Here is a 21,123-nt window from a genome sequence, read left to right as displayed (position 1 = left end):
ACCGCGACCTGGCTCGTTCATGGTGATCGAGTAGCGCGCGCAGCGTGCGTATCGAGATCCAGCGTCGGGCGAGTGCGAGGGGACGGACGCGGACGGCCCGCGGGAGTCGGGACTCCGGCGGGCCGTGCGGGGGTGCGAGGGGTGGGCTACTTCTTGGCGCCCTGGGCGGCGACGGCGGCGGCGCCGGCGGCGGCGGCCTCGGGGTCGAGGTAGCGGGCCTCGCCGATCGGCTCGAAGTTCTCGTCGAGGGTGTAGACGAGGGGGATGCCGGTCGGGATGTTCAGCTCGGCGATGTCCGAGTCGGAGATGCCGTCGAGGGTCTTCACCAGGGCGCGCAGCGAGTTGCCGTGCGCGGTGATCATGACGGTCTTGCCCGAGGCGAGATCCGGCTTGATGTCCGACTCCCAGTACGGCAGCATCCGCTCGATGACCAGCTTGAGCGACTCGGTGCGGGGCAGGTCGTCGCCGAGGTCGGCGTAGCGCTCGTCGTGCGCCTGCGAGTACTGGTCCTCGTCGTCGATGGGGGGCGGCGGCACGTCGAACGAGCGGCGCCAGGTCATGAACTGCTCGGGACCGTACTCGGCGAGGGTCTGCGCCTTGTCCTTACCCTGCAGCGCGCCGTAGTGGCGCTCGTTCAGGCGCCAGGAGCGCTTCACGTCGATCCAGAGGCGGTCGGCCGTCTCGAGCGCGATGTTCGCGGTCTGGATCGCACGCGTCTGGCGGGAGGTGTACACGACGTCGGGGTGCAGCTCCGCCTCGACCAGCAGCTCGCCGGCGCGAGTCGCCTCCGCGACGCCCTGCTCGGTCAGCCGCACGTCGACCCAGCCGGTGAACAGGTTCTTCTGGTTCCACTCGCTGTTGCCGTGGCGCACGAGGATGAGGGTGTAGGTCTCGGACATGCGTCCAGCTTAGAGGCGGCCCCTGCGCCCACGGATACGCTGGAGACCATGCCGATCGGAGCCGTCACCCGCGGCACGACGGGCACGAACCGCCTCCGCCGGGTCGACCGCCGGCTGGCCGAGCTGCCGGTGCTGCGCACCACCCCGGAGCCCGTCGTCGTCGACCTCGGCTTCGGCGCGAGCGCGGTCACCACGCTCGAGCTGCACCGCCGCCTCGTCCGCTCGGCGCCCGGCGTCGACGTGGTCGGCTTCGAGATCGAGCCGGCCCGCGTCGAGACAGCGCGACGACAGCTGGAGCGGATCCGCCAAGGGGGTACCGCCTTCCCGGCCGATGCGCGGGTGCGCTTCGAGCGCGGCGGCTTCGAGGTCCCTCTGCCCGGGCGGCAGCGGGCGAGCGTGATCCGCGCCTTCAACGTCCTCCGGCAGTACGACGAGTCCGCGGTGGCGGAGGCGTGGCGGACGATGACCGACCGGCTGACCCCCGACGGCGTGCTGGTGGAGGGGACCTGCGACGAGATCGGCCGGATCTGCACCTGGATCGAGATCGGCCGCGAGGGGCCGCGCTCGCTCTCGCTGTCGCTCCGGCTCGGCGCCGTGCCCTCGCCGATAATCGCGGCGGAGCGGCTGCCGAAGGCGCTGATCCACCGCAACGTCGCGGGCGAGCCGGTGCACGCCTTCCTGCTCGCGCTCGAGCGGGCCTGGCTGCACGCCGCCCCGCTCGCCGTCTACGGGCCGACGCAGCGCTGGATCGCCGCCGTCGAGTCGCTCCGCGGCGAGTGGCCGATCCTCGGCGGCCGGCGGCGGTGGCGGCTCGGGGAGGTGACCGTCGCGTGGGAGGCGGTGGCTCCGCTCGACCCGGCCCCGTCCCTCCTGTGAGCATTCTCATATTTAAGGTCGTTACCCTCATGCCCCATGGACGACCCTCCCCCTGAACCTTCGCCTGCCGCACCGACCTCGACCCTGATCGGCGGTGCCGCGGGTGCCTGAATGGCTCGGCATCGTCATCGGCCTCCTCCTCACCGTCGGCACCGGTCTCTTCGTCGCCTCCGAGTTCGCGCTGGTCAACCTCGACCGCAACGAGCTGGAGGAGCGCCGCGCCCGCGGTGAGAAGCGCCTCGACCCGACGATCTCCGCCCTGCGGATCACCTCCACCCATCTCTCCGGCGCGCAGCTGGGCATCACGCTCACCACGCTGCTCACCGGCTACACCTTCGAGCCCGCGATCAGCTCGCTGCTCGGCGACCCGCTGCGCTCGCTCGGGATCCCGGCCGAGATCGTGCCGGGCATCGGCACGGTCGTCGGCGTCCTGCTGGCGACGGTCTTCTCGATGGTGATCGGCGAGCTGGTCCCCAAGAACTTCGCGCTGGCGCTGCCGCTGAGGACCGCGCAGGTCGTCGTGCCGTTCCAGATCCTCTTCACCACGGTCTTCAAGCCCGTGATCCTGCTCTTCAACAACACGGCCAACGCCCTGATCCGCGCGATGGGCATCGAGCCCAAGGAGGAGCTCTCGGGCGCCCGCAGCGCCGACGAGCTCGGCTCGCTGGTGCGCCGCTCGGTGCTCGAGGGCACGCTCGACAGCGACCACGCGGACCTGCTGCACCGCACGCTCCGTTTCTCGAGCCGCAGCGTCGCCGACGTGATGACGCCGCGGGTCCGGATGGCCTCCGTCCCGCTCGCGAGCACCGCGGAGGACGTGGTCCGGCTCGCGAACCGCACCGGGTTCTCGCGCTTCCCTGTCATCGGCCGCGACTCCGACGACGTCCGCGGTGTCCTGCACGTCAAGCACGCCTTCGCACTGGCACCGGAGGACCGGGCGCAGGCGACCGCGGAGTCGCTGATGATCGCGCCGATGCGCGTCCCCGAGACCGCGCGCGCCGACGCCCTGCTCGCTCCCCTGCGCGGCAGCGGCCTCGCGATCGCGGTCGTCGTCGACGAGTACGGCGGGACCGCGGGCGTCGTGACGCTCGAGGACCTCGTCGAGGAGATCGTCGGCGAGCTGGAGGACGAGCACGATCGCAGCCGCGCCGGCGTCGTCCGCTCCGGCCGCTCGGCGACCTTCGGCGGCGAGCTGCGCCCTGACGAGGTCGCGGAGCGCCTCGGCGCCGTGGTGCCCGAGGGCGAGGACTACGACACGGTCGCGGGCTTCCTCGCCTCGACGCTGGGACGCGTGCCCGAGCTCGGCGACGAGGTCGCCGTAGCCGGCGGTGTGCTGCGGGTCGACCGCGTCGCCGCCCACCGCGTCGACCGCGTCCGCTTCACCCCGGCCGCCGGCGAAGGCGATCCCGACGGAGGCGATGCCGTCGGCGTCGCCGCGCTCCGAGCCGAGGGGGCCGTCCATGAGTGAGTACCTGCCCGGGATCGCCTGGCTCGTGGTCCTGCTGATCGTCAACGCCTTCTTCGTCGGCGCCGAGTTCGCCGTCATCTCCGCGCGCCGCTCGCAGATCGAGCCGCGGGCCGATGCGGGCAGCCGCGCGGCGAAGACCACCCTGTGGGCGATGGAGCACGCCACCCTGATGCTCGCGACGAGCCAGCTGGGCATCACCGTCTGCTCGCTGGTCATCCTCAACGTCTCCGAGCCGGCGATCCACCACCTGCTCGAGATCCCGCTCGGCTTCACGGCGCTGTCCGCGGAGGCGATCGGCGTGATCGCGTTCGTCGCCGCGCTGCTGCTCGTCACCTTCCTGCACGTCGTGTTCGGTGAGATGGTGCCGAAGAACCTGGCGTTCTCGGTGCCGACCCGGGCCGCGCTGCTCCTCGCTCCGCCGCTCGTGCTCGTCTCGCGCCTGGTGAAGCCGGTGATCTGGTCGCTGAATGCGGTCGCCAACGGCATCCTCCGCCTGGTGCGGGTGGAGCCGAAGGACGAGGCGACCAGCGCCTTCACGCTCGACGAGGTCGCCTCGATCGTCCGCCAGTCGACCCGCGAGGGCGTGCTGGTCGACGCGTCCGGCACCGTCACGGCGGCGTTCGAGTTCACGACCAAGCGGGTCGCCGACGTCGCGGTCCCGCTCGAGCGGATGGTGCTGCTGCCGGCAGAGACCACGCCCGCGGACGTGCGCCGCGCAGTGGCCGAGCACGGCTACTCGCGCTACTTGCTCGCGGACGGCGACGGACTGCCCGGCGGCTACCTGCACCTCAAGGACGTCTCCGACCTCGACGCGACCGAGGTGCCGGTGCCGCGCAAGCGGATCCGCCGGCTCGCCGCGGTCTCGGCCGGCGACGAGCTGGAGGACGCGCTCGCCGCGCTCCGGCGCACCGGCGCGCACCTCGCCCGGGTGGTCGACGCCGAGGGCCGCACCACCGGCGTCCTCTTCCTCGAGGACATCATCGAAGAGCTCGTGGGCGAGGTGCAGGACGCCACCAACGCGTGAGCGCCGGAGGAGCCCGGCCGGTCAGGCGAGCTCGGGCAGCGCGGCTCTCGCCTCGGCCGAGCTCGCCCCGGTCGCCGTCAGCAGGTCGACGACGAGCGGGCGGAGGATGACCAGCAGCGTCTTCTCCGCCAGCCGCGCCTCGGGGATCAGCGCCTGCGGGTCGAGGGTCGTCGCGAGCAGCACGAGGTCCTGACGCGCGAGCGCGAGCACAGAAGGCTCCATGACGGCCCGGCCGAGCAGGGCGATCCCCGGGCCGACGTCCGCGACCACGTCGGCGAGCGCCGGCCGCGGCACGGCGTCGCCGACCAGGAAGTCGGTGCGCCGCGCGACGATGCGGAGGTTGCGCGTCGCGAGGTCGAGCGCGGCGAGCATCGTGCGCTGCCGCTCCAGCTCGGCGCGGTGCCGCCGGACGAACGGCGAGATCCGCGCGACGCCGATCGCCGAGTCGAGGGCGGCCGTCCAGCCGTCGATCACCGGCTGCGTGCCGCGGACGCGCTCCAGCGCCGCCGCGGAGGCCGCCTGGTCGCCCCGGCGGAGCGCGTCGGCGAGCGCGTCGATCGTCTCCGCCAGTGCCGACACCAGCCGCCGCGCCTCGGCGCGCGCCGCCCGGAGCGGGTTGCGCGGCACGATCGCGGTGCACAGCAGCGCGGCGAGTCCGCCGACCAGCCCGTCGAGGCTCCGGGTGAACACTCCCCCGTCGGGCGCGGGCAGGATCATCACCAGCATCGCCTGCGTGCCGGCCGCGACGGCGAAGCCGGGGGACGGCGAGAGCGCCCGCCCCACGGTGAAGACGATCCCGAGCACGACGGCCAGCTGCCAGACGCCGGTGCCCCAGAGCAGCAGCAGCACCTCGCTCGCGGTGATCCCGATCAGCATGCCGATCGCGGTCTCGGCGACCTGCTTCGGCCGGGTGTCGCGCGCGATGCCCAGGCTCGAGATGGTCGCCGTCAGCGACAGCACCGGGGCGGGGTGCCCGAAGACGAAGCGCGAGACGGAGTAGGCGAGGATCGCGGCGAGGACGATCTGCAGCACCGCGGGCAGCGAGGCCACGGCGCGCGCGACGCCCCGGCCGGGCCGGACGTCGTCGAGGCGGACGAGCGCCCGGATCCGCGCGGCCGCCCGGTCCCGCCGAGCGGGTCCTGCGGCCACCACGGCGTGGCCTACCTGGTCGCTGCCCCGAGGCGGGGCAGGCGGGGCACTCCCGCCTCGGCGCCGGCGCCCGGCGGCACGACGACCTCCTGGGCGGCGGAGACGCGGATCTCGCCGGCCAGCACGGTGAGCTCGAGGTCGACGGGGACCGAGCGCTTGACGACGGCGAGGGCGATGGGGCCCTCCTCGTAGTGCCAGGCGCTCGCGGTGACGGTGCCGACCTCGACCGGCTCGCCGCCCTTGAGCGCCGTGACGACGTCGCCGTGGCCGGGCAGCGCCGAGTCGGAGCCGTCGAGCTGCAGCAGCACGAGGCGGCGGGGCGGGTGGCCGAGGTTGTGCACCTTGGCGACCGTCTCCTGCCCGCGGTAGCAGCCCTTGGCCAGGTGGACCGAGGAGCGGAGCAGGTCGAGCTCGTGCGGGATCGAGCGGTCGTCGACCTCGGTGGCGTGCCGCGGGCGCCAGGCGGCGATGCGGAGCGCCTCGAGGGCGTCGGAGCCGGCGAGCGCCACGCCCGCCGCGCGGGCCCGGGACTCGAGCCCGTCGAGCGCCGCGCGCGGCACGAGGGTCTCGCGGGCGGTCCAGCCGGCGGCGGGATGCGTGGGAGCGGTGGCGTACTGCCAGCCGCCGGGCTGCACCTGCGCCCACGGGTCGAGCCAGCTGACGCCGGACTCCCCCGCGAGCTCGAGGACGAGCACGGTCGCAGGGCCGTCGCCGAGGGTCGCGAGCGTCGCGAACTCGGCGGTGCGGTCGGCGATCTCGACGCGGAGCATGAAGCGCATCCGGTCGAGCCAGGCCGCGAGTCCCGGCGTCTCGTCGCGGTCGAGGAGGAGCCAGGCGCTCTCGCCGTCGTCGACGATGCGGATGAGGTGCTCGATCCGCCCGGACGGGTCCAGCAGCAGGGTCTCGGCCGAGTCGCCGGGGGCGAGGCGGGCGAGCGCCTGGCTGGTCAGCGAGTCGAGCCAGGTGAGGCGGTCCGGGCCGGTGACGGTGACGACGCCGCGGCCCGAGAGGTCGACGATCGCGGTGCCCGCGGCGAGCGCCCGCTGCTCGCGGAACGGCTCGCCGTAGTGAGCGGCGACGCCGGGCTCGGCCGCACTGGTCCCGACGACGGCGCCCGAGACCGACAGGAGCGGGGAGATCGGCAGGCGCTCCGAGGACGCGGTCTCATTCGACACGGGCGAGCCTTCCGGAGGAGTGGGTGCGGAGCCCCTGGCCGAGCGCGGCGATGTCCCAGGCCCAGAGCAGGTGGTCGTCGACGAGGCCGTAGAGGCGGGTGGCGGCCGCGTAGTCCTTCGCGGCGGCGGTGCGCATGACGGCGTCGGTCGCGAGGTCGATCCGCGGGCCCTTGACCTGGCCGAGGTACAGCTCGCTGACGCCGTCGGGGTGCACCAGCGACACCTCGATGTCGAAGCCGCCCGCGCCGTTGCGCAGCGTCTCGACCGACTCGGCGTCGGGGAACGCGGGCGCACCGCGGCCCGGCAGCATGGCGGGACCGGCGTCGGCGTCGGTGAGCGGGCGGCTGAGCCGCCAGTAGCCCATCTCGCTCACGAGCGGCCGGTGGCCCACCTCGCTGTCGTCCTCGAGCAGCCAGGTGTACGAGCTGTAGTTGAGGTAGGGCAGGCCGTCGTAGCTGAAGCTCACGCGGTGGCCGAACTCGGCCTGCACGGAGTCGTCGCCGACGGCGTAGTCGATGACGCCCGACCCCTCCCAGACGCCGAGCAGCCAGGAGAGCGGGACGAGTTCGGGCGGGAGGCCCGAGGGGAGGGAGATCAAACCTGCTCCGGCGGCGGCTAGCGCTGGCCGCGGTAGAGCTTGTAGACGACCACGCCGGAGACCCACGCGATCGCGAGGGAGGCGAGCCCGAGCAGTCCGAGATAGAAGAGTTCGAGGGCGAGAAGCATGACCCCATCCTATCCGGCGGCACCGACGCGACGGGGTGGAGGAGGCCCGATCAGAGCGAGGTGAGGGCGGCGATGCCGCTGGCGACCGCGACGACGACCATCGCGCCGACGACGCTCGTCATCGTGCGCACCAGGTAGCCGTCCGCCTTCGCCACGGCGAGCTGGACGGCGAAGGTCGCGAGGACGCAGCCGCCGAAGGTCAGCGCCAGCCAGAGCTGCTGCGAGCCGGCCGGGGCGATCACCAGGGTGACGACGGAGCCGAGGAGGGCGAGCACCCAGACCGCTGCCACTCCCGCACGATCCCTGCCCATCCCTCAATTGTGCCCCAGGGAATCGGCCTCTCCGACCCGCCGCTAGTATTGCCGGAGACCAATCCTGGAGGATCCGTGGCGCAGTTGTTGATACTGACCTCAGCCGGTGGCTCGGAGGTCCTCCCCGCACTGGGCCTGCTCAGCCACAAGACCCGGCAGATCCCGGCGGAGCCGGCGCACCTCGTGAACGCCCCGAGCTGCGACCTCATCTTCGTCGACGCCCGGCAGGACCTGGCCAGCGCGAAGTCGCTCTGCAAGATCCTGACCACCACCGGGATCAACGTCCCGCTCATCCTCATCCTCACCGAGGGCGGTCTCACCGCGGTCTCCGCGGACTGGGGCGTGAACGACGTCATCCTCGACTCGGCCGGCCCCGCCGAGGTCGACGCCCGCATCCGGCTGGTCATCGGCCGGCTCGCTCAGGAGCAGTCGACCTCGCGGATCCAGGCGTCCGGCGTCGTGATCGACGAGGCCAGCTACTCCGCGAAGGTGCACGGGCGCCCGCTCGACCTCACCTTCAAGGAGTTCGAGCTGCTGCGGTTCTTCGCGACGCACCCGTCGCGCGTCTTCACCCGCGAGCAGCTGCTCAGCGAGGTCTGGGGCTACGACTACTTCGGCGGCACCCGCACGGTCGACGTGCACGTGCGGCGACTGCGCGCCAAGCTCGGCGATCTGGAATCGCTCATCGGGACGGTCCGCAACGTCGGATACCGCTTCAACGTGTACGAAGAGGACAATGAACGAGTCGCTCAATCTCTCGGTTGAGAACCTGGCCGATCCCGCCGTCGCCGCGGGGCTCGAGCACCTGATCGGCCGGGCCGCCTGGTTCGACGGCCGGCCCCCGTTCAGCGATCAGACCCTGATCGACGCGCGGGCCGGGTCGCGCACGCTCCTCGTCGGCCTGCGCGCCGACGTCGTGGTGGCGGCCGCCGTGCTCGGCCAGGGCGAGCTGGAGTTCGTCGTCGATCCGGAGTGGCGCGGCGTCGGCTTCGGCCGCGCCGTCCTCGACCAGGTGCTCGCCAGCGGACGCACCGGACTGCTCGCCTGGGCGCACGGCGATCACCCGGCGGCCAGGGCCCTCGCCGCCTCGCACGACTTCGCACCGGTGCGGACGCTGCTGCACCTCGCGCTCGACCCGCTCGTCGCGCCCAAGGTGAGCGTGCCCGAGGGCTTCGCGCTCTCGGACGCCCGCGACCTCGAGCCGGCCGAGTGGGTCGCCCTCAACGCCCGGGTCTTCGCCGCGCACCCCGAGCAGGGGCGGATCACCGAGGACGACCTGGCCGCGCGCCGGGCCGAGCCCTGGTACCACGACGAGGACTTCCTCCTGCTCCGCGGCGCCGACGGCGCGCTCGTCGGCTACGACTGGCTGAAGATCGAGCCCGAGTCGACCACGGGCGAGATCTACGTCCTCGGCGTGGCGCCCGAGACCGCCGGTCGCGGGCTCGGGCGGACGCTCCTCGGGGCGGGACTCGCCCGGATGCTCGAGCGCGGCTGCACCGTCGCGGACCTCTACGTCGAGGCCGAGAACCGCTCCGCCGTGGCGCTGTACCGCTCGCTCGGCTTCACCGACGCCGCCGTCGACGTGCAGTACCTGCACCGCCGCCCCGCGGTGCGCTGAGCGGCGCACTGGCTCCGAGTCTCCTCCCCAGGCCGGGTTCACCCGGCATTCACCACGGGCGGCGCGGGCGCGTCCGGCGCGGTGCCAGGATGGTCGCATGGACGGCGACAACCTGATTCTCGAAGACGGCCTGAGCGACGAGCTCGACGACGACTTCGACGAGGAGGAGGAGGGTCACTCCGACCCCCTGCTCCCGGACGACCGCTACCTCGACCGCGAGCTGAGCTGGCTGGCGTTCAACCAGCGCGTGCTCGAGCTGGCCGAGGACCCGCTGGTGCCCGCGCTCGAGCGGGCCAACTTCCTCGCGATCTTCTCCTCCAACCTCGACGAGTTCTTCATGGTCCGCGTCGCCGGGCTGAAGCGCCGCATCCTCACCGGCCTCGCACTGCCGACCAACATCGGCCGGGTGCCGGTCGACGTGCTGACCGACATCTCCGAGAAGGCGCACCTGCTGCAGCAGCGGCACTCGCGCGCCTTCAAGGAGCTCGTCGAGCCGGCCCTCCGCGACGCCGGGATCGACATCGTCCGCTGGAGCGAGCTCAGCGACGCCGAGCGCGAGGTGCTCGACGACTACTTCTCGGCGCAGGTCTTCCCCGTGCTGATGCCGCTGGCCGTCGACCCGGCGCACCCGTTCCCCTACATCTCGGGGCTCTCGCTCAACCTCTCGGTGCGCGTGCGCAACCCGAAGACGCAGAAGACCGAGTTCGCCCGCCTCAAGGTGCCGCAGATGCTGCCGCGCTTCGTCCGGATCGCCGGCGTCGCCGCTCCCGGTGAGCCGATGCGCTTCATCTCGCTCGAGGACCTGATCGCGAACCAGCTCGACGACCTCTTCCCGGGCATGGAGATCCTCGACCACCACGTCTTCCGGGTCACCCGCAACGAGGACGTCGAGGTCGACGAGGACGAGACCGAGAACCTGATCAAGGCGCTCGAGAAGGAGCTCCTCCGCCGCCGGTTCGGCCCGCCCATCCGCCTCGAGGTGACCGACGACATGGACGACGAGACCCTCGGGCTCCTCGTCCGCGAGCTCGACATCACCACGCAGGAGGTCTACAAGCTCCCCGCGCCGCTCGACCTCGGTGGCCTGTTCAGCCTGCAGAAGATCGACCGGCCGGACCTCAAGTACCCCAACCACGTCCCGACGACGGCCGTGCAGCTCTCGCCGAGCGAGCCGAACCAGCGCCAGGACATCTTCAAGGCGGTCTCCCGCGGCGACGTGCTGCTGCACCACCCCTACGAGTCCTTCGCGACGAGCGTCCAGGCGTTCCTCGAGCAGGCCGCGGCCGACCCGGACGTGCTGGCGATCAAGCAGACGCTGTACCGCACCTCGGGCGACTCCCCCATCGTCGAGGCGCTGATCGACGCCGCGGAGTCCGGCAAGCAGGTGCTCGCCCTCGTCGAGATCAAGGCGCGCTTCGACGAGAAGGCCAACATCTCTTGGGCGCGCAAGCTCGAGAAGGCCGGCGTCCACGTGGTCTACGGCCTCGTCGGGCTGAAGACCCACTGCAAGCTCGCGCTGGTCATCCGCCAGGAGAAGGGCGGGGTGCTGCGGCACTACTCCCACATCGGCACCGGCAACTACAACCCGAAGACCTCGCGGATCTACGAGGACCTCGGCCTGCTGACCGCCGACCCCGAGGTCGGCAAGGACCTCACCCGCCTCTTCAACGAGCTCTCCGGCTACGCGATCGAGAAGAAGTTCAAGCGCCTGCTGGTCGCGCCGCGCCACCTGCGCAAGGGACTGCTGAAGCGGATCGCGGCCGAGACCGAGAACGCCCGCGCCGGCCGCCCCTCCGGCATCCGGATCAAGATGAACTCGATCGTCGACGAGTCGGTGATCGACGCGCTCTACCGGGCGAGCCAGGCCGGCGTGCCCGTGGACGTCTGGGTCCGCGGCATCTGCGGGCTGAAGCCCGGGCAGGAGGGACTCTCGGAGACCATCCGCGTCCGCTCCATCCTCGGGCGCTACCTCGAGCACTCCCGCATCTTCAGCTTCGTCAACGGCGGCGAGCCCGAGGTCTTCATCGGCAGCGCCGACATGATGCACCGCAACCTCGACCGCCGCGTCGAGGCGCTGGTGCGGATCGTCGAGCCGGCGCACCTCAGCGAGATCGCCGACATGTTCGACCGCGCGATGGACGAGAAGACCGCCTCCTGGTGGCTCGGCCCGGACGGGATCTGGACGCGGCACCACCTCGACGAGGACGGCGCACCCCTCTCCGATCTGCAGAACCGGCTGATGGCGCACATCACGCATCGCAAGCGCACGGCGACGCGGACCGGCTCCCGAGCCTCCACCCGCTGACGCCGTGACGGGGACCGTCTACGCAGCCGGCGCGGTGTGCTGGCGGATCATCGAGGGGCGTCTGCACGTCCTGGTGATCCACCGGCCGCACCGCAAGGACGTCAGCCTGCCCAAGGGCAAGGTCGATCCGGGCGAATCGCTGCCGGAGACCGCGGTGCGGGAGATCCGCGAGGAGACCGGGTTCGCGGTCGCGCTCGGAGTGCCGCTCGGCACCGTGCAGTACGCGCTGCCGAACGGGCGACCGAAGACCGTGCACTACTGGGCGGCACGGGTGACCGAGAAGGCGGTGCTCGCCTCGGACTTCGTGCCGAACCGCGAGGTCGAGGCGCTCGAGTGGGTCACGATCAAGCGCGCTCGCAGCTACCTGACCTACCCGCACGACATCGAGATCGTCGACGAGTTCGCGCGGATCGTCTCGCGCGGCACCCACGACACCTTCGCGGTCGTGGTGCTCCGGCACGCGAAGGCGGTCCCCGCGTCCTCCTGGGACGGTCGCGACTCGACCCGGCGCCTCAACCGCCGCGGCGAGGAGGAGGCGGCCGCGGCCGGCCGCGCCGTCGCCGCGTGGCGGCCCCGCCGGCTGGTCTCGAGCACGGCGAAGCGCTGCCGCACCACGATCACTCCGCTCTCCGCGCTGCTCAAGCGGCCGGTCCGCCTCTCGGAGGACCTCAGCCAGGACGCGCACGAGCACGGCACCGCCGACGTCCGCTCCGTCGTCGGCAAGCGGGTCCGCGCGCGCAAGAGCGCCGTGCTCTGCAGCCACGGTCCGGTGATCCCCGAGATCCTGCGCGAGCTGGCACTGGCCACCGCGACCCCGATCGGCCCGTACCTCGAGGAGGCCTCCGACCTGCCGACCGGCGGCTTCGCCGTGGTGCACCTCTCGGTCGAGCACCCGGGCTCCGGCATCGTCGCGATCGAGACGCACGCACCGCTCGAGTGAGCCCGCGCGCGGGACGCAGACCTGCCGCGCGAATACTGCTCCTCCGCGCTCGGCGGCGCCTGAGGGCGGCTCGTCGTTCACCGCGCGTTCACCGAGCGGACGGGGCCAGGACACGACCCCTCCGTACTCTCGCTGGCGGGCCGCACCAAGCCCGTCCATCCCCCTGCTTTCCTACCCGAAAGGGATACTTGTGCGTTTCTCGCGTCTCGGCCAGGCGGCCGTCATCGCCGCCGTCGCAGCCATCACGCTGACCTCCTGTGCTGCCAACGAGGGGCCCGCCGCCACCGGCGACTCGTCCTCCTCCGGCTCCGCCAGCACCCTCGAGGGCACCCTCAACGGCATCGGCGCCTCCTCGCAAGGCTCCGCCCAGGAGGCCTGGGTCTCCGCCTTCCAGCAGGCGAACACCGGCGTCACCGTCAACTACTCCCCCGACGGCTCCGGCGCGGGCCGTGAGGCCTTCATCGCCGGCGGCGCCGACTTCGCCGGCTCGGACCGCGCGCTGAAGCTCGAGGAGCTCGACGGCTCCTTCGGCAAGTGCGTCGACGGCACCTCCGCCATCGACGTCCCGGCCTACATCTCGCCGATCGCGATCGTCTTCAACGTGGAGGGCCTCGACGAGCTGAACCTCGACGCCGCCACCATCGCGGGCATCTTCAAGGGCACCATCACCACTTGGAACGCCCCCGAGATCGCCGCGCTGAACCCCGACGCGACGCTCCCGTCCTCGAACATCACCGCCGTGCACCGCTCGGACGACTCGGGCACCACCGAGAACTTCGCCGCGTACCTCAACGCGACCGCGCCCACCGTGTGGGACGCCGAGCCCGACGGAGTCTGGCCCTACGAGGGCGGCGAGGCGGCCCAGGGCACCTCGGGCGTCATCGACACCGTCACCAACGGCCAGAACACCATCGGCTACGCCGACGCCTCGCGCGCCGGCAGCCTGGGCACCGCCAAGGTGAAGGTCGGCGACGACTTCGTCGCCTACTCGCCCGAGGCCGCTGCCGCGATCGTCGACGCGTCCCCCGAGGCGACCGACCGTCCCGAGAACGACATCGTCTACGAGATCGACTACGCCTCCGAGGAGTCCGGCGTCTACCCGGTCGTCCTGGTGAGCTACCTCGTCGCCTGCCAGGAGTACCAGGACGCCGCGACGGGCGAGCTCGTCAAGGCGTACCTCGGCTACGTGACCAGCGAGGAGGGCCAGCAGGAGGCCGCCACCTCCGCCGGCGCCGCGCCGCTCTCGTCCGAGCTGTCGACCCAGGTCGCGACGGCCATCGAGTCGATCAAGTAACCTCCCCCTCATGACGCGGCCCCGGACCCCAGCCGGTCCGGGGCCGCGTCACGGCTCGGCCCCCTCCCCCACACCGAACGCAGGGACACCCACATGACCACCGCAGAGCGGCCCGTCGGCGCCATCAAGGCGAAGCAGCGGCCCGCAGACCGGATCTTCTCCGGAACGGCAGTCGCCTCCGGCGCGCTGATCCTCGTCATCCTCGCCGCCGTCGCCCTCTTCTTGGTCGTCCAGTCGATCCCGGCCCTCACGGCGTCCCCCGACACGATCTCCGGCGGAGCGGGCTTCTGGTCCTACGTCGGCCCGCTCGTGTTCGGCACCGTCTACGCCGCCGGGCTCGCGATGGTGATCGCGGTCCCCATCGCGATCGGGATCGCGCTCTTCATCTCGCACTACGCCCCGCGCAAGCTCGCGCAGGGCCTCGGCTACGTGATCGACCTGCTGGCCGCCGTGCCGTCGGTCGTCTTCGGCCTCTGGGGCATCACGGTGCTCGCCCCCTTCGTCCAGCCGTTCTACGCGTTCCTCACGGACGCCTCCGGCTGGTTCCCGCTCTTCAACGGCCCGGTCTCCGGCACCGGCCGCACGATCCTCACCGTCGCCCTCGTGCTCGCGGTCATGATCCTGCCGATCGTCACGGCGATCTCGCGCGAGGTGTTCCTCCAGACGCCGACGCTGCACGAGGAGGCCGCGCTCGCCCTGGGCGCGACCCGCTGGGAGATGGTCCGCACGGCGGTCCTGCCCTTCGGCCGCCCCGGCATCATCTCCGCGTCGATGCTCGGCCTCGGCCGCGCGCTCGGCGAGACGATGGCGGTCGCCATCGTGCTCTCGCCGTCCTTCGTCGTGAACTTCGCGCTGCTGCAGTCGACGAACTCGAACACCGTCGCCGCGAACATCGCGCTGAGCTTCCCCGAGGCCTACGGCCTGAAGGTCAACGAGCTCGTCGCCTCCGGCCTGATGCTCTTCGTCATCACGCTGCTCGTCAACATGCTCGCGCGCTACATCATCAACCGCCGCAAGGCCTTCTCGGGAGCGAACTGATGGTCACGATGACTCCGCCCCGCCAGCGCCGCGTCGAGGACGCGGTCCCTGCGCCGGTCAACACGCTCACCAGCGGCCAGCTGCCCAAGTGGGCGCCCGTCGCCCTCCTGGTCGGCAGCATCGCCGTGATGGCGCTCGTCTACGCCCTCCTCGCCGTCACCGGCACCACGCAGGGCTTCGACGTCGTCGGCACCGTCTTCTTCGGCGCCGTGCTCTACACGGTCGCCGTCTTCGTCCTCGCCCGCCTGGTCGAGGGACCCCGCCGCGCGACGGACCGGGTCGTCACCACCCTGGTCACCGCCGCGTTCGTCGTCGCGCTGATCCCGCTGATCTCGCTGATGTACACCGCGGTCACCGCGGGCGCCGCGCGCTTCGACCTCCTCTTCTTCACCTCCTCGATGCGCAACGTCGTCGGCGAGGGCGGCGGAGCGCTGCACGCGATCGTGGGCACGCTGATCATCACGGCGCTGGCCGCGGTCATCTCGATCCCGATCGGCCTGATGACGGCCATCTACCTCGTCGAGTACGGCCGGGGCGCTCTCGCCCGCGGCATCACCTTCTTCGTCGACGTGATGACCGGCATCCCCTCGATCGTCGCCGGCCTCTTCGCCTACGCGCTGCTGGTGCTCCTCTTCGGCGACGGCATCCGGATGGGCTTCGGCGGCGCGATCGCGCTGTCGGTGCTGATGATCCCGGTCGTCGTGCGCTCCACCGAGGAGATGCTGCGCCTGGTCCCGAACGAGCTGCGCGAGGCGTCCTTCGCCCTCGGCGTGCCGAAGTGGCTGACCGTCGTGAAGATCGTCCTGCCGACCTCGATCGCCGGCATCGTCACGGGCGTCATGCTCTCGATCGCCCGCGTCATCGGCGAGACCGCCCCGCTGCTCATCGTCGCCGGGTTCACCCAGTCGATGAACTACAACCCGTTCGACGACCGGATGATGACCCTCCCGGTCTACGTGTTCCGCCAGTACGCCGACCAGGGGGCCGACGCCGCCGCCTACATCGATCGGGCCTGGACCGGCGCGCTGGTCCTCATCCTGATCGTCATGCTGCTCAACCTGCTCGCTCGCCTGGTCGCGCGCATCTTCGCCCCCAAGCTCGGCCGCTAACCCTAAGGATCTCCGTTGTCCAAGCGCATCGAAGTCAACGACCTCAACGTCTACTACAGCAAGTTCCTCGCGGTCGAGGGAGTCGGTCTCACCATCGAGCCCCGCACCGTCACGGCGTTCATCGGGCCCTCCGGCTGCGGCAAGTCGACCTTCCTCCGCACGCTGAACCGCATGCACGAGGTCATCCCCGGCGCCTACGTCGACGGCGAGGTGCTGATCGACGGCAACAACCTCTACGGCCCGGGTGTCGACCCGGTGCTCGTGCGCCGCCAGGTGGGCATGGTCTTCCAGCGCCCCAACCCGTTCCCGACGATGTCCATCCGCGACAACGTGCTGGCCGGCGTCAAGCTCAACAACCGCCGCATCTCGAAGTCCGACGCGGACGACCTCGTCGAGAAGTCGCTGCAGGGCGCGAACCTCTGGAACGAGGTCAAGGACCGGCTCGAGAAGCCCGGCTCCGGCCTCTCCGGCGGCCAGCAGCAGCGCCTGTGCATCGCCCGCGCCATCGCCGTCTCCCCCGACGTGCTGCTGATGGACGAGCCGTGCTCGGCCCTCGACCCGATCTCGACCCTCGCGATCGAGGACCTGATCGAGGAGCTCAAGAACGACTACACGATCGTCATCGTGACCCACAACATGCAGCAGGCCTCGCGGGTCTCGGACCGCACCGCGTTCTTCAACATCGCGGGCACCGGCAAGCCCGGCAAGCTCATCGAGTACGACGACACCGCCACGATCTTCTCGCGGCCGTCCGTCCAGGCGACCGAGGACTACGTCTCGGGCCGCTTCGGCTGAGTCTCCGACCGCACGCACGAGAGCCGCACTCCCCCGGGGGTGCGGCTCTTCTGCTGTCCGGGAGCCCGTGAGAGCCGTCTGCAGCCGGCGGCCCCCGGTGGGGAGCGCAGAAGAGCCGCACCCCCTCGGGGAGTGCGGCTCTTCTCCACTCGATGCTGTGGCGGTGTCAGGCGGTCGCGATGGCCAGGATCGGGTCCGTGGTCGGCGCCTCGGAGCCGCCCGCGTCCTCGACGGTCACCGCTACGACGGCGCCCTCGGCGAGCGTGCCCTCGAGCGGTGCGACCGTGCGGCCGTCACCCCCGTCGAAGGTGCCGGCCGAGACCGGGCCGGACGAGCCGATGTACCAGAGCTCGTAGGTCTTGTCGTCGGGCAGGGGCGCGAGGTCGTCGACGACGAGCGCCGAGCGGCCGAGCGAGGCCGACCAGACCAGGGTCGCGGTCTCGCCGGTCGCGACGGCTCCGGCCGTCTCCTGCACGTCGGGAGCGCTGCGGATCTGCTCGAGCGCGGTCAGCTGCTGGCTCTGCCCGGCATCGGGCGTGAGCAGCGGCGGGAGCGCCACTCCCCCGACCACGATGACGGCCGCGGCGGCGGCGGCGGAGAGGTAGACGGCGGGGCGGGTGAACCAGCGTCCGCGGGCGCGGGCCTCGGCGCCGTGACGGCCGGAGGTCGCGGTGGCGGACGGCGCAACGGCCGACGGCCCGCTCGCGGCGGCCGCGGAGGGCTCGACGGCGTGCAGGGTCGGGACCGCTTCGCGCCGGTCGGCGAGGTCCTCGGCCGGAGCATCGGAGGTGTCGTCGCGGGGCAGCTGGGGCGTGGTCGCGATCAGCGCCATCAGATCGGCCTTGAGGGCCGGCGACGGTGCGACCGCCGGAGCGTCGGCGGCCAGCGCGTCGGCCACGGTCGAGAACGCGTCGGCCTCGCCGCGCGCCTCCGGATTCTCGTCCAGGAATCTCTCGTACCGGGCGGTCTCGTCCGGGGTGAGGATGCCGAGTGCGTGTCCTGCTGCGAGTTCGCGCGGATCTTCGGGGAGTTGCACGTCGTTCACAGGGCCACCCCCATCTCTTCTCTCAGTCGTATCATCCCGTCGCGCAGGCGCGTTTTTATGGTACCGACGGGGCAGTTCAGGATCCCGGCGATCTCGCTGTGCGAGTAGCCGCCGTAGTACGCGAGCTGCAGCGCTTGCCGCTGGAGCTCGGTCAGCCGCTCCAGGGCGGCGGTGACCTTCTCGTGCTCGAGGGACACCTCCGCCTGCTCGGCGACCTGGTCGTAGTCGCGACCGAGGTCGCGGATTCCTATGCGGACGTCCCGATCACGGCCCGCTTGGGCCGCGCGAACCCGATCGATGGCCCTGCGGTGTGCCATCGTGAGGATCCAGGTCGTCGCACTTCCCTTATTCGGAGCGAAGCGTCCAGCGGTTTGCCAGATCTCGAGGAAGACCTCCTGGGCCACCTCCTCCGACTGGGCGCGGTCGACCAGGACCCGCGTGATCAGTCCGAGGACGCGCGAGGCGACGAGGTCGTAGAGCTGCGAGAACGCGGCCTGCTCGCCCGCGGCGATCCGCTCGAGGAGAGCGCCGAGGTCGGGGGCGGTGCCCTCGGCGGTGGTGTCGTCGCTCATGCGCCCTGCCCTGCTCGTGCCCGGGACTTCAGATTCCGGGTCATCCAGAAGGCTGTCACGGCGAGTCCCGCTATCACGACCGACACTTCGAGGGGGAGGACGACGAAGCGGACGTCGAGAGCGAAGCCGCCCAGGTCGACCAGCGCCGCGGCGCCCATCCGCGGGGCGAGCCACAGTCCGATCACGGCGACGAGGGCCGCGGTCAGACCGGCGGAGCTGCGCGGACGGACGAGCACCCAGAGCGCGGCGGCCGTGTCGAGCACGGCGAGCGTGCGCATCAGCGCGCCCTGCGAGAAGACGACGCCGTTGCCGAGGAGGGCGCCGATCTCGTCGTCCACGCCGGGGGCGGAGAGGAAGAGGAGGACGGCGATCACCAGGAGGGCGATCCCGGCCCACCACCGCGCGCCGATCCGGAGTGCCCTGCGGTTCTTCATTCCGGATGTCGCCTGTCTGTCGGGGACTCTGCCGGGAGGGGAGGACTCGCGCCTCGAACCGCCCGCCACTGGGCCCTCGCTCGCCGCCGGGATCCGCTGGGGATGCTGTCGAGAGGAGAAGGGGCCGGATCGCAGAAACGCCTCTCGGCGCGAGGCCGCTCGAAGCGGCTATAAGTGGAGCCCGGGGTTACTGCGATCCGGCTCCGACCAGTGTACCGGCTGTCCCCCGCAGGCCCGCGAGGGGCGTTCGCGGAGCGAGAACGCGGGGTGCCGCAGGGCGCCGCGATCGGGTAGCGGAGTCCGCTCCTACTCGAGCGAGTCGCTGCGCCAGAGGCGTGCGCAGCTCACCAGCTCGGCCGCGGTGGTCGAGAGGCGGAGGGCGCGGGTGGTCAGCTGGCTCGCCCGCGGTCCGTCGATCAGCTCGACGTCGTCGGCCACCGAGGCGGCACCGGAGGCGCTCACCCGGCAGAACGCCGCCGCGCGGTCGAGGGCGACGGCGAAGTCGCCGTCGAACACGCCACGGAGGATGCGGTCGGCCAGCTCGGTGATCTCGGCCGGGCCGGTCGGCGTGACCGCGCCGGCGACGACCGGGTCGATGGTCGCCGAGAGCTCGACGCCGCGCTGGTAGAGGAAGCTCGTGCTCTCCGGGTCCTGCCGGATCACGAGCCGCAGCAGGTAGATGCGCCAGAGGGCGCCGGGGAGGCTGGACGGGCTGGAGCGGGCCCACAGCTCGGCGAGCGCGTCGATGCCGTTGTGGTCGGTGTACTCGACCAGGCGGTCGATGACCACCGGATCCGGGTCCTCGCGCACCCGGCTGAGCAGTGCGATCGCCGTCTCGTGGGCGACCCGGCTGATCTGCGCCGGGTCCTCCCCGCCCTGGAACGCCTCGAAGACGCGGGAGGGGAACTTGGTCGGCTTGTGGAAGCCGTCTGTCATGGGGCCGCCTTCCGCGGTCGGGCGGGACGCGCGGACGCGTCCTGCTTCGTGGGGGTTCGAGGAGGGTAACGCCTGTGCCTGGGCAGGTATGCCCGACGCCGGTCCGGGCGCGCGGGGGCGCTACCCTGGATGCCGCGGGCCTCTAGCTCAGTTGGCAGAGCAGCGGACTTTTAATCCGCGGGTCGTCGGTTCGAGCCCGACGGGGCCCACTCCTCCCGCCGCCCCCCGAGCACGACCGCCGCGTGACGCGCGCCGGTGGACATGGCGGAGCAGCAGCGCTCGACACCCCTCCCGACGTCGGCCGAGATCACTCGTGGCAGAGGGACCAGGCGGCGTCGGGGTACTCGCGCTCCTCGCCGTCCTCGAACGAGACCAGGCGCCAGACGCCGTCGTGGTGCTCGAGCAGGCGGCCGCGGACGATCTCGGACTGCCAGCCGTCCACGGTGCGGAACCAGCGGACCAGGCGGACGGTCGTGCTCTGGTGGGGCTGGAGGCGGTGGGTCATCGGGTGTGTCCTGTCGGGGCGGGGTGGTGGCGGGGCGCCTGGTGGAGCTGCTCGATCGGCGGGGGGTCTCGGTACGTCGCCGGCGGCGGCTACTCGACCAACAGGGATCGGTGGCGGGGAGGGGCTGCTCGAGAGTCGGGTCGACTGGAAGACAGGCCGCAGATCTTGCGGGTCGTGGAGCCCCGCAGGGGCGTATCGAGACCCACCTCCCTCTGAACCTCGGTCGACTCCTCGCCCTGCGATGGCGGCTGAGCGATCAGCAGGGGTGGCCGCGGGGGCGGGGCGACCGGCGGAAGGGGACACCGCCGGCCGCCCCTGCGGGTCAGCGCGTGGGGTCGTCGGCCCAGAAGCAGACCATCGTCATGGTCGAGCGGTAGAACAGCGTCTTCGCGTCGACCTTGTCGACCGCGCGACCGGGATCGTCGAGGTACTCCTCTCCGGCCGAGTCGACGCCCGGCGGCAGACAGGCGTCCTGGGCCACGTAGCGGGTCGGCTTCTTCGGGGCGTACCAGTCCCCGCCGTCGCCCTGCTCGGTGCCGGGGATGAACGACGGGATCCTCGTGTAGGAGCAGACCAGCGTCAGCGAGGCGCCGGTGCGGACGAAGCGGTAGCTGGTCGTCGAGAGGCTGATGTCGGGCGAGCCCGTGAGGAGGGCGCCGTAGTAGCAGGAGCCGCTCGACGAGATGTCGGTCGAGGCGTAGCCGTCGAGGTTGGCTCCGGCGTTGTGATCGGCGAGGGCGGGGGTGGCGGCGGCGCCCACGAGGGCGACGGAGGCGGCGAGGGCGAGCAGGGTGGAGCGGAAGGACGGCATGACGGTCTCCTCATCGAGACGGCGTCGGCGCTGAGCGTCGGCAGGGAGCGGTCGCTCGTCGTGCGAGCGGACGGCGGGCCCGGCTCGTGAGAC

General features: G+C 71.9%; 22 protein-coding genes and 1 tRNA gene. 12 read left to right on the top strand and 11 right to left on the bottom strand.

Going from position 1 to position 21,123, the window contains the following annotated elements:
• Positions 1–146 precede the first annotated feature (146 nt).
• Positions 147–899 (bottom strand): phosphoglyceromutase, encoded by a 753-nt coding sequence (locus EDF45_RS04460; RefSeq protein WP_123735101.1) that lies wholly within the window; start codon positions 897–899, stop codon positions 147–149.
• A gap of 48 nt (positions 900–947) precedes the next feature.
• On the opposite strand from EDF45_RS04460, the gene EDF45_RS04455 reads away from it, so the two are divergent.
• The 3 genes from EDF45_RS04455 to EDF45_RS04445 all read left to right on the top strand — a co-directional run bounded on the left by EDF45_RS04455 (position 948) and on the right by EDF45_RS04445 (position 4,267).
• Positions 948–1,775 (top strand): class I SAM-dependent methyltransferase, encoded by an 828-nt coding sequence (locus EDF45_RS04455; RefSeq protein WP_123735100.1) that lies wholly within the window; start codon positions 948–950, stop codon positions 1,773–1,775.
• Positions 1,776–1,878: 103 nt separating this feature from the next.
• Positions 1,879–3,243: a hemolysin family protein gene (locus EDF45_RS04450; protein WP_123735585.1), complete on the top strand. Its 1,365-nt coding sequence runs from the start codon at positions 1,879–1,881 to the stop codon at positions 3,241–3,243.
• Positions 3,236–4,267, top strand: coding sequence for a hemolysin family protein (locus EDF45_RS04445; RefSeq protein ID WP_123735584.1), 1,032 nt, complete (start codon positions 3,236–3,238; stop codon positions 4,265–4,267). The genes EDF45_RS04450 and EDF45_RS04445 overlap by 8 nt, the downstream gene beginning before the upstream one ends.
• A 21-nt stretch (positions 4,268–4,288) precedes the next feature.
• Here the strand turns inward: EDF45_RS04445 and EDF45_RS04440 are convergent, their stop codons facing one another.
• The 4 genes from EDF45_RS04440 to EDF45_RS04425 form a co-directional block, all read right to left on the bottom strand.
• Positions 4,289–5,419, bottom strand: a complete 1,131-nt coding sequence (locus EDF45_RS04440; RefSeq protein WP_123735099.1) for an aromatic acid exporter family protein — start codon at positions 5,417–5,419, stop codon at positions 4,289–4,291.
• Between the two features lie 8 nt (positions 5,420–5,427).
• Complete coding sequence (locus EDF45_RS04435) at positions 5,428–6,591, bottom strand: folate-binding protein YgfZ (RefSeq protein ID WP_397459994.1); 1,164 nt, start codon at positions 6,589–6,591, stop codon at positions 5,428–5,430.
• Positions 6,581–7,189, bottom strand: coding sequence for an FABP family protein (locus EDF45_RS04430; RefSeq protein ID WP_123702239.1), 609 nt, complete (start codon positions 7,187–7,189; stop codon positions 6,581–6,583). The genes EDF45_RS04435 and EDF45_RS04430 overlap by 11 nt, the downstream gene beginning before the upstream one ends.
• Before the next feature lie 178 nt (positions 7,190–7,367).
• Positions 7,368–7,628, bottom strand: coding sequence for a hypothetical protein (locus EDF45_RS04425; RefSeq protein ID WP_132435964.1), 261 nt, complete (start codon positions 7,626–7,628; stop codon positions 7,368–7,370).
• A 75-nt stretch (positions 7,629–7,703) separates the two neighbouring features.
• Between EDF45_RS04425 and EDF45_RS04420 the strand changes: the two genes are divergently transcribed.
• From EDF45_RS04420 to pstB, 8 genes are all read left to right on the top strand, one after another.
• On the top strand, positions 7,704–8,393 hold the full coding sequence (locus EDF45_RS04420) for a winged helix-turn-helix domain-containing protein (RefSeq protein ID WP_123445147.1): 690 nt from the start codon (positions 7,704–7,706) through the stop codon (positions 8,391–8,393).
• The gene (gene mshD / locus EDF45_RS04415) at positions 8,365–9,246 is read left to right on the top strand and encodes a mycothiol synthase (RefSeq protein ID WP_123735098.1); all 882 of its coding nucleotides are present in this window, start codon (positions 8,365–8,367) and stop codon (positions 9,244–9,246) included. The genes EDF45_RS04420 and mshD overlap by 29 nt, the downstream gene beginning before the upstream one ends.
• Before the next feature lie 97 nt (positions 9,247–9,343).
• Positions 9,344–11,551: an RNA degradosome polyphosphate kinase gene (locus EDF45_RS04410; RefSeq protein ID WP_123735097.1), complete on the top strand. Its 2,208-nt coding sequence runs from the start codon at positions 9,344–9,346 to the stop codon at positions 11,549–11,551.
• A gap of 4 nt (positions 11,552–11,555) precedes the next feature.
• Entirely contained in the window at positions 11,556–12,491 is a 936-nt protein-coding gene (locus tag EDF45_RS04405; RefSeq protein WP_123735096.1) for an NUDIX domain-containing protein, read from the top strand.
• A gap of 190 nt (positions 12,492–12,681) precedes the next feature.
• Complete coding sequence (locus tag EDF45_RS04400) at positions 12,682–13,785, top strand: phosphate ABC transporter substrate-binding protein PstS (RefSeq protein WP_123735095.1); 1,104 nt, start codon at positions 12,682–12,684, stop codon at positions 13,783–13,785.
• A gap of 93 nt (positions 13,786–13,878) precedes the next feature.
• Positions 13,879–14,823, top strand: a complete 945-nt coding sequence (pstC, locus tag EDF45_RS04395; protein WP_123735094.1) for a phosphate ABC transporter permease subunit PstC — start codon at positions 13,879–13,881, stop codon at positions 14,821–14,823.
• Complete coding sequence (gene pstA / locus EDF45_RS04390; protein WP_397459993.1) at positions 14,823–15,932, top strand: phosphate ABC transporter permease PstA; 1,110 nt, start codon at positions 14,823–14,825, stop codon at positions 15,930–15,932. The genes pstC and pstA overlap by 1 nt, the downstream gene beginning before the upstream one ends.
• A 15-nt stretch (positions 15,933–15,947) precedes the next feature.
• Entirely contained in the window at positions 15,948–16,727 is a 780-nt protein-coding gene (gene pstB / locus EDF45_RS04385) for a phosphate ABC transporter ATP-binding protein PstB (protein WP_123445141.1), read from the top strand.
• A gap of 166 nt (positions 16,728–16,893) precedes the next feature.
• Here the strand turns inward: pstB and EDF45_RS04380 are convergent, their stop codons facing one another.
• The 4 genes from EDF45_RS04380 to EDF45_RS04365 all read right to left on the bottom strand — a co-directional run bounded on the left by EDF45_RS04380 (position 16,894) and on the right by EDF45_RS04365 (position 19,714).
• On the bottom strand, positions 16,894–17,772 hold the full coding sequence (locus EDF45_RS04380; protein ID WP_123735093.1) for an anti-sigma factor: 879 nt from the start codon (positions 17,770–17,772) through the stop codon (positions 16,894–16,896).
• Entirely contained in the window at positions 17,769–18,344 is a 576-nt protein-coding gene (sigK, locus tag EDF45_RS04375; RefSeq protein WP_123445139.1) for an ECF RNA polymerase sigma factor SigK, read from the bottom strand. Before sigK ends, EDF45_RS04380 begins: the two co-directional genes overlap by 4 nt.
• Complete coding sequence (locus EDF45_RS04370) at positions 18,341–18,778, bottom strand: hypothetical protein (RefSeq protein ID WP_123735092.1); 438 nt, start codon at positions 18,776–18,778, stop codon at positions 18,341–18,343. Before EDF45_RS04370 ends, sigK begins: the two co-directional genes overlap by 4 nt.
• A 306-nt stretch (positions 18,779–19,084) precedes the next feature.
• Entirely contained in the window at positions 19,085–19,714 is a 630-nt protein-coding gene (locus EDF45_RS04365; RefSeq protein ID WP_123445137.1) for a DNA-directed RNA polymerase subunit beta, read from the bottom strand.
• Positions 19,715–19,850: 136 nt separating this feature from the next.
• Between EDF45_RS04365 and EDF45_RS04360 the strand changes: the two genes are divergently transcribed.
• Positions 19,851–19,923, top strand: a tRNA-Lys gene (locus tag EDF45_RS04360).
• Positions 19,924–20,021: 98 nt separating this feature from the next.
• Here EDF45_RS04360 and EDF45_RS04355 read toward each other — a convergent pair.
• Both EDF45_RS04355 and EDF45_RS04350 read right to left on the bottom strand, forming a co-directional pair.
• Positions 20,022–20,219, bottom strand: a complete 198-nt coding sequence (locus EDF45_RS04355) for a hypothetical protein (protein WP_123735091.1) — start codon at positions 20,217–20,219, stop codon at positions 20,022–20,024.
• A gap of 322 nt (positions 20,220–20,541) precedes the next feature.
• Positions 20,542–21,030, bottom strand: coding sequence for a hypothetical protein (locus EDF45_RS04350; RefSeq protein ID WP_123735090.1), 489 nt, complete (start codon positions 21,028–21,030; stop codon positions 20,542–20,544).
• Between the last annotated feature and the right edge of the window lie 93 nt (positions 21,031–21,123).

Origin of the sequence: Rathayibacter sp. PhB186 (assembly GCF_003751825.1) — a bacterium.
In the GTDB taxonomy this organism is placed as follows: Bacteria; Actinomycetota; Actinomycetes; order Actinomycetales; family Microbacteriaceae; genus Rathayibacter; species Rathayibacter festucae.
Note: the sequence above shows the minus strand (reverse complement) of the source record. Positions and strands in the feature narration are given on the sequence as shown.

Bases quoted from the DNA above. Each gene is read 5' to 3' on its own strand.
- EDF45_RS04370 (WP_123735092.1), bottom strand. From the start codon at position 18,778: ATGAAGAACCGCAGGGCACTCCGGATCGGCGCGCGGTGGTGGGCCGGG.
- EDF45_RS04425 (WP_132435964.1), bottom strand. From the start codon at position 7,628: ATGGGCAGGGATCGTGCGGGAGTGGCAGCGGTCTGGGTGCTCGCCCTC.
- EDF45_RS04365 (WP_123445137.1), bottom strand. From the start codon at position 19,714: ATGACAGACGGCTTCCACAAGCCGACCAAGTTCCCCTCCCGCGTCTTC.
- EDF45_RS04455 (WP_123735100.1), top strand. From the start codon at position 948: ATGCCGATCGGAGCCGTCACCCGCGGCACGACGGGCACGAACCGCCTC.
- EDF45_RS04410 (WP_123735097.1), top strand. From the start codon at position 9,344: ATGGACGGCGACAACCTGATTCTCGAAGACGGCCTGAGCGACGAGCTC.
- pstC (WP_123735094.1), top strand. From the start codon at position 13,879: ATGACCACCGCAGAGCGGCCCGTCGGCGCCATCAAGGCGAAGCAGCGG.
- pstA (WP_397459993.1), top strand. From the start codon at position 14,823: ATGGTCACGATGACTCCGCCCCGCCAGCGCCGCGTCGAGGACGCGGTC.
- sigK (WP_123445139.1), bottom strand. From the start codon at position 18,344: ATGAGCGACGACACCACCGCCGAGGGCACCGCCCCCGACCTCGGCGCT.
- EDF45_RS04355 (WP_123735091.1), bottom strand. From the start codon at position 20,219: ATGACCCACCGCCTCCAGCCCCACCAGAGCACGACCGTCCGCCTGGTC.
- EDF45_RS04350 (WP_123735090.1), bottom strand. From the start codon at position 21,030: ATGCCGTCCTTCCGCTCCACCCTGCTCGCCCTCGCCGCCTCCGTCGCC.
- mshD (WP_123735098.1), top strand. From the start codon at position 8,365: ATGAACGAGTCGCTCAATCTCTCGGTTGAGAACCTGGCCGATCCCGCC.
- EDF45_RS04460 (WP_123735101.1), bottom strand. From the start codon at position 899: ATGTCCGAGACCTACACCCTCATCCTCGTGCGCCACGGCAACAGCGAG.
- EDF45_RS04445 (WP_123735584.1), top strand. From the start codon at position 3,236: ATGAGTGAGTACCTGCCCGGGATCGCCTGGCTCGTGGTCCTGCTGATC.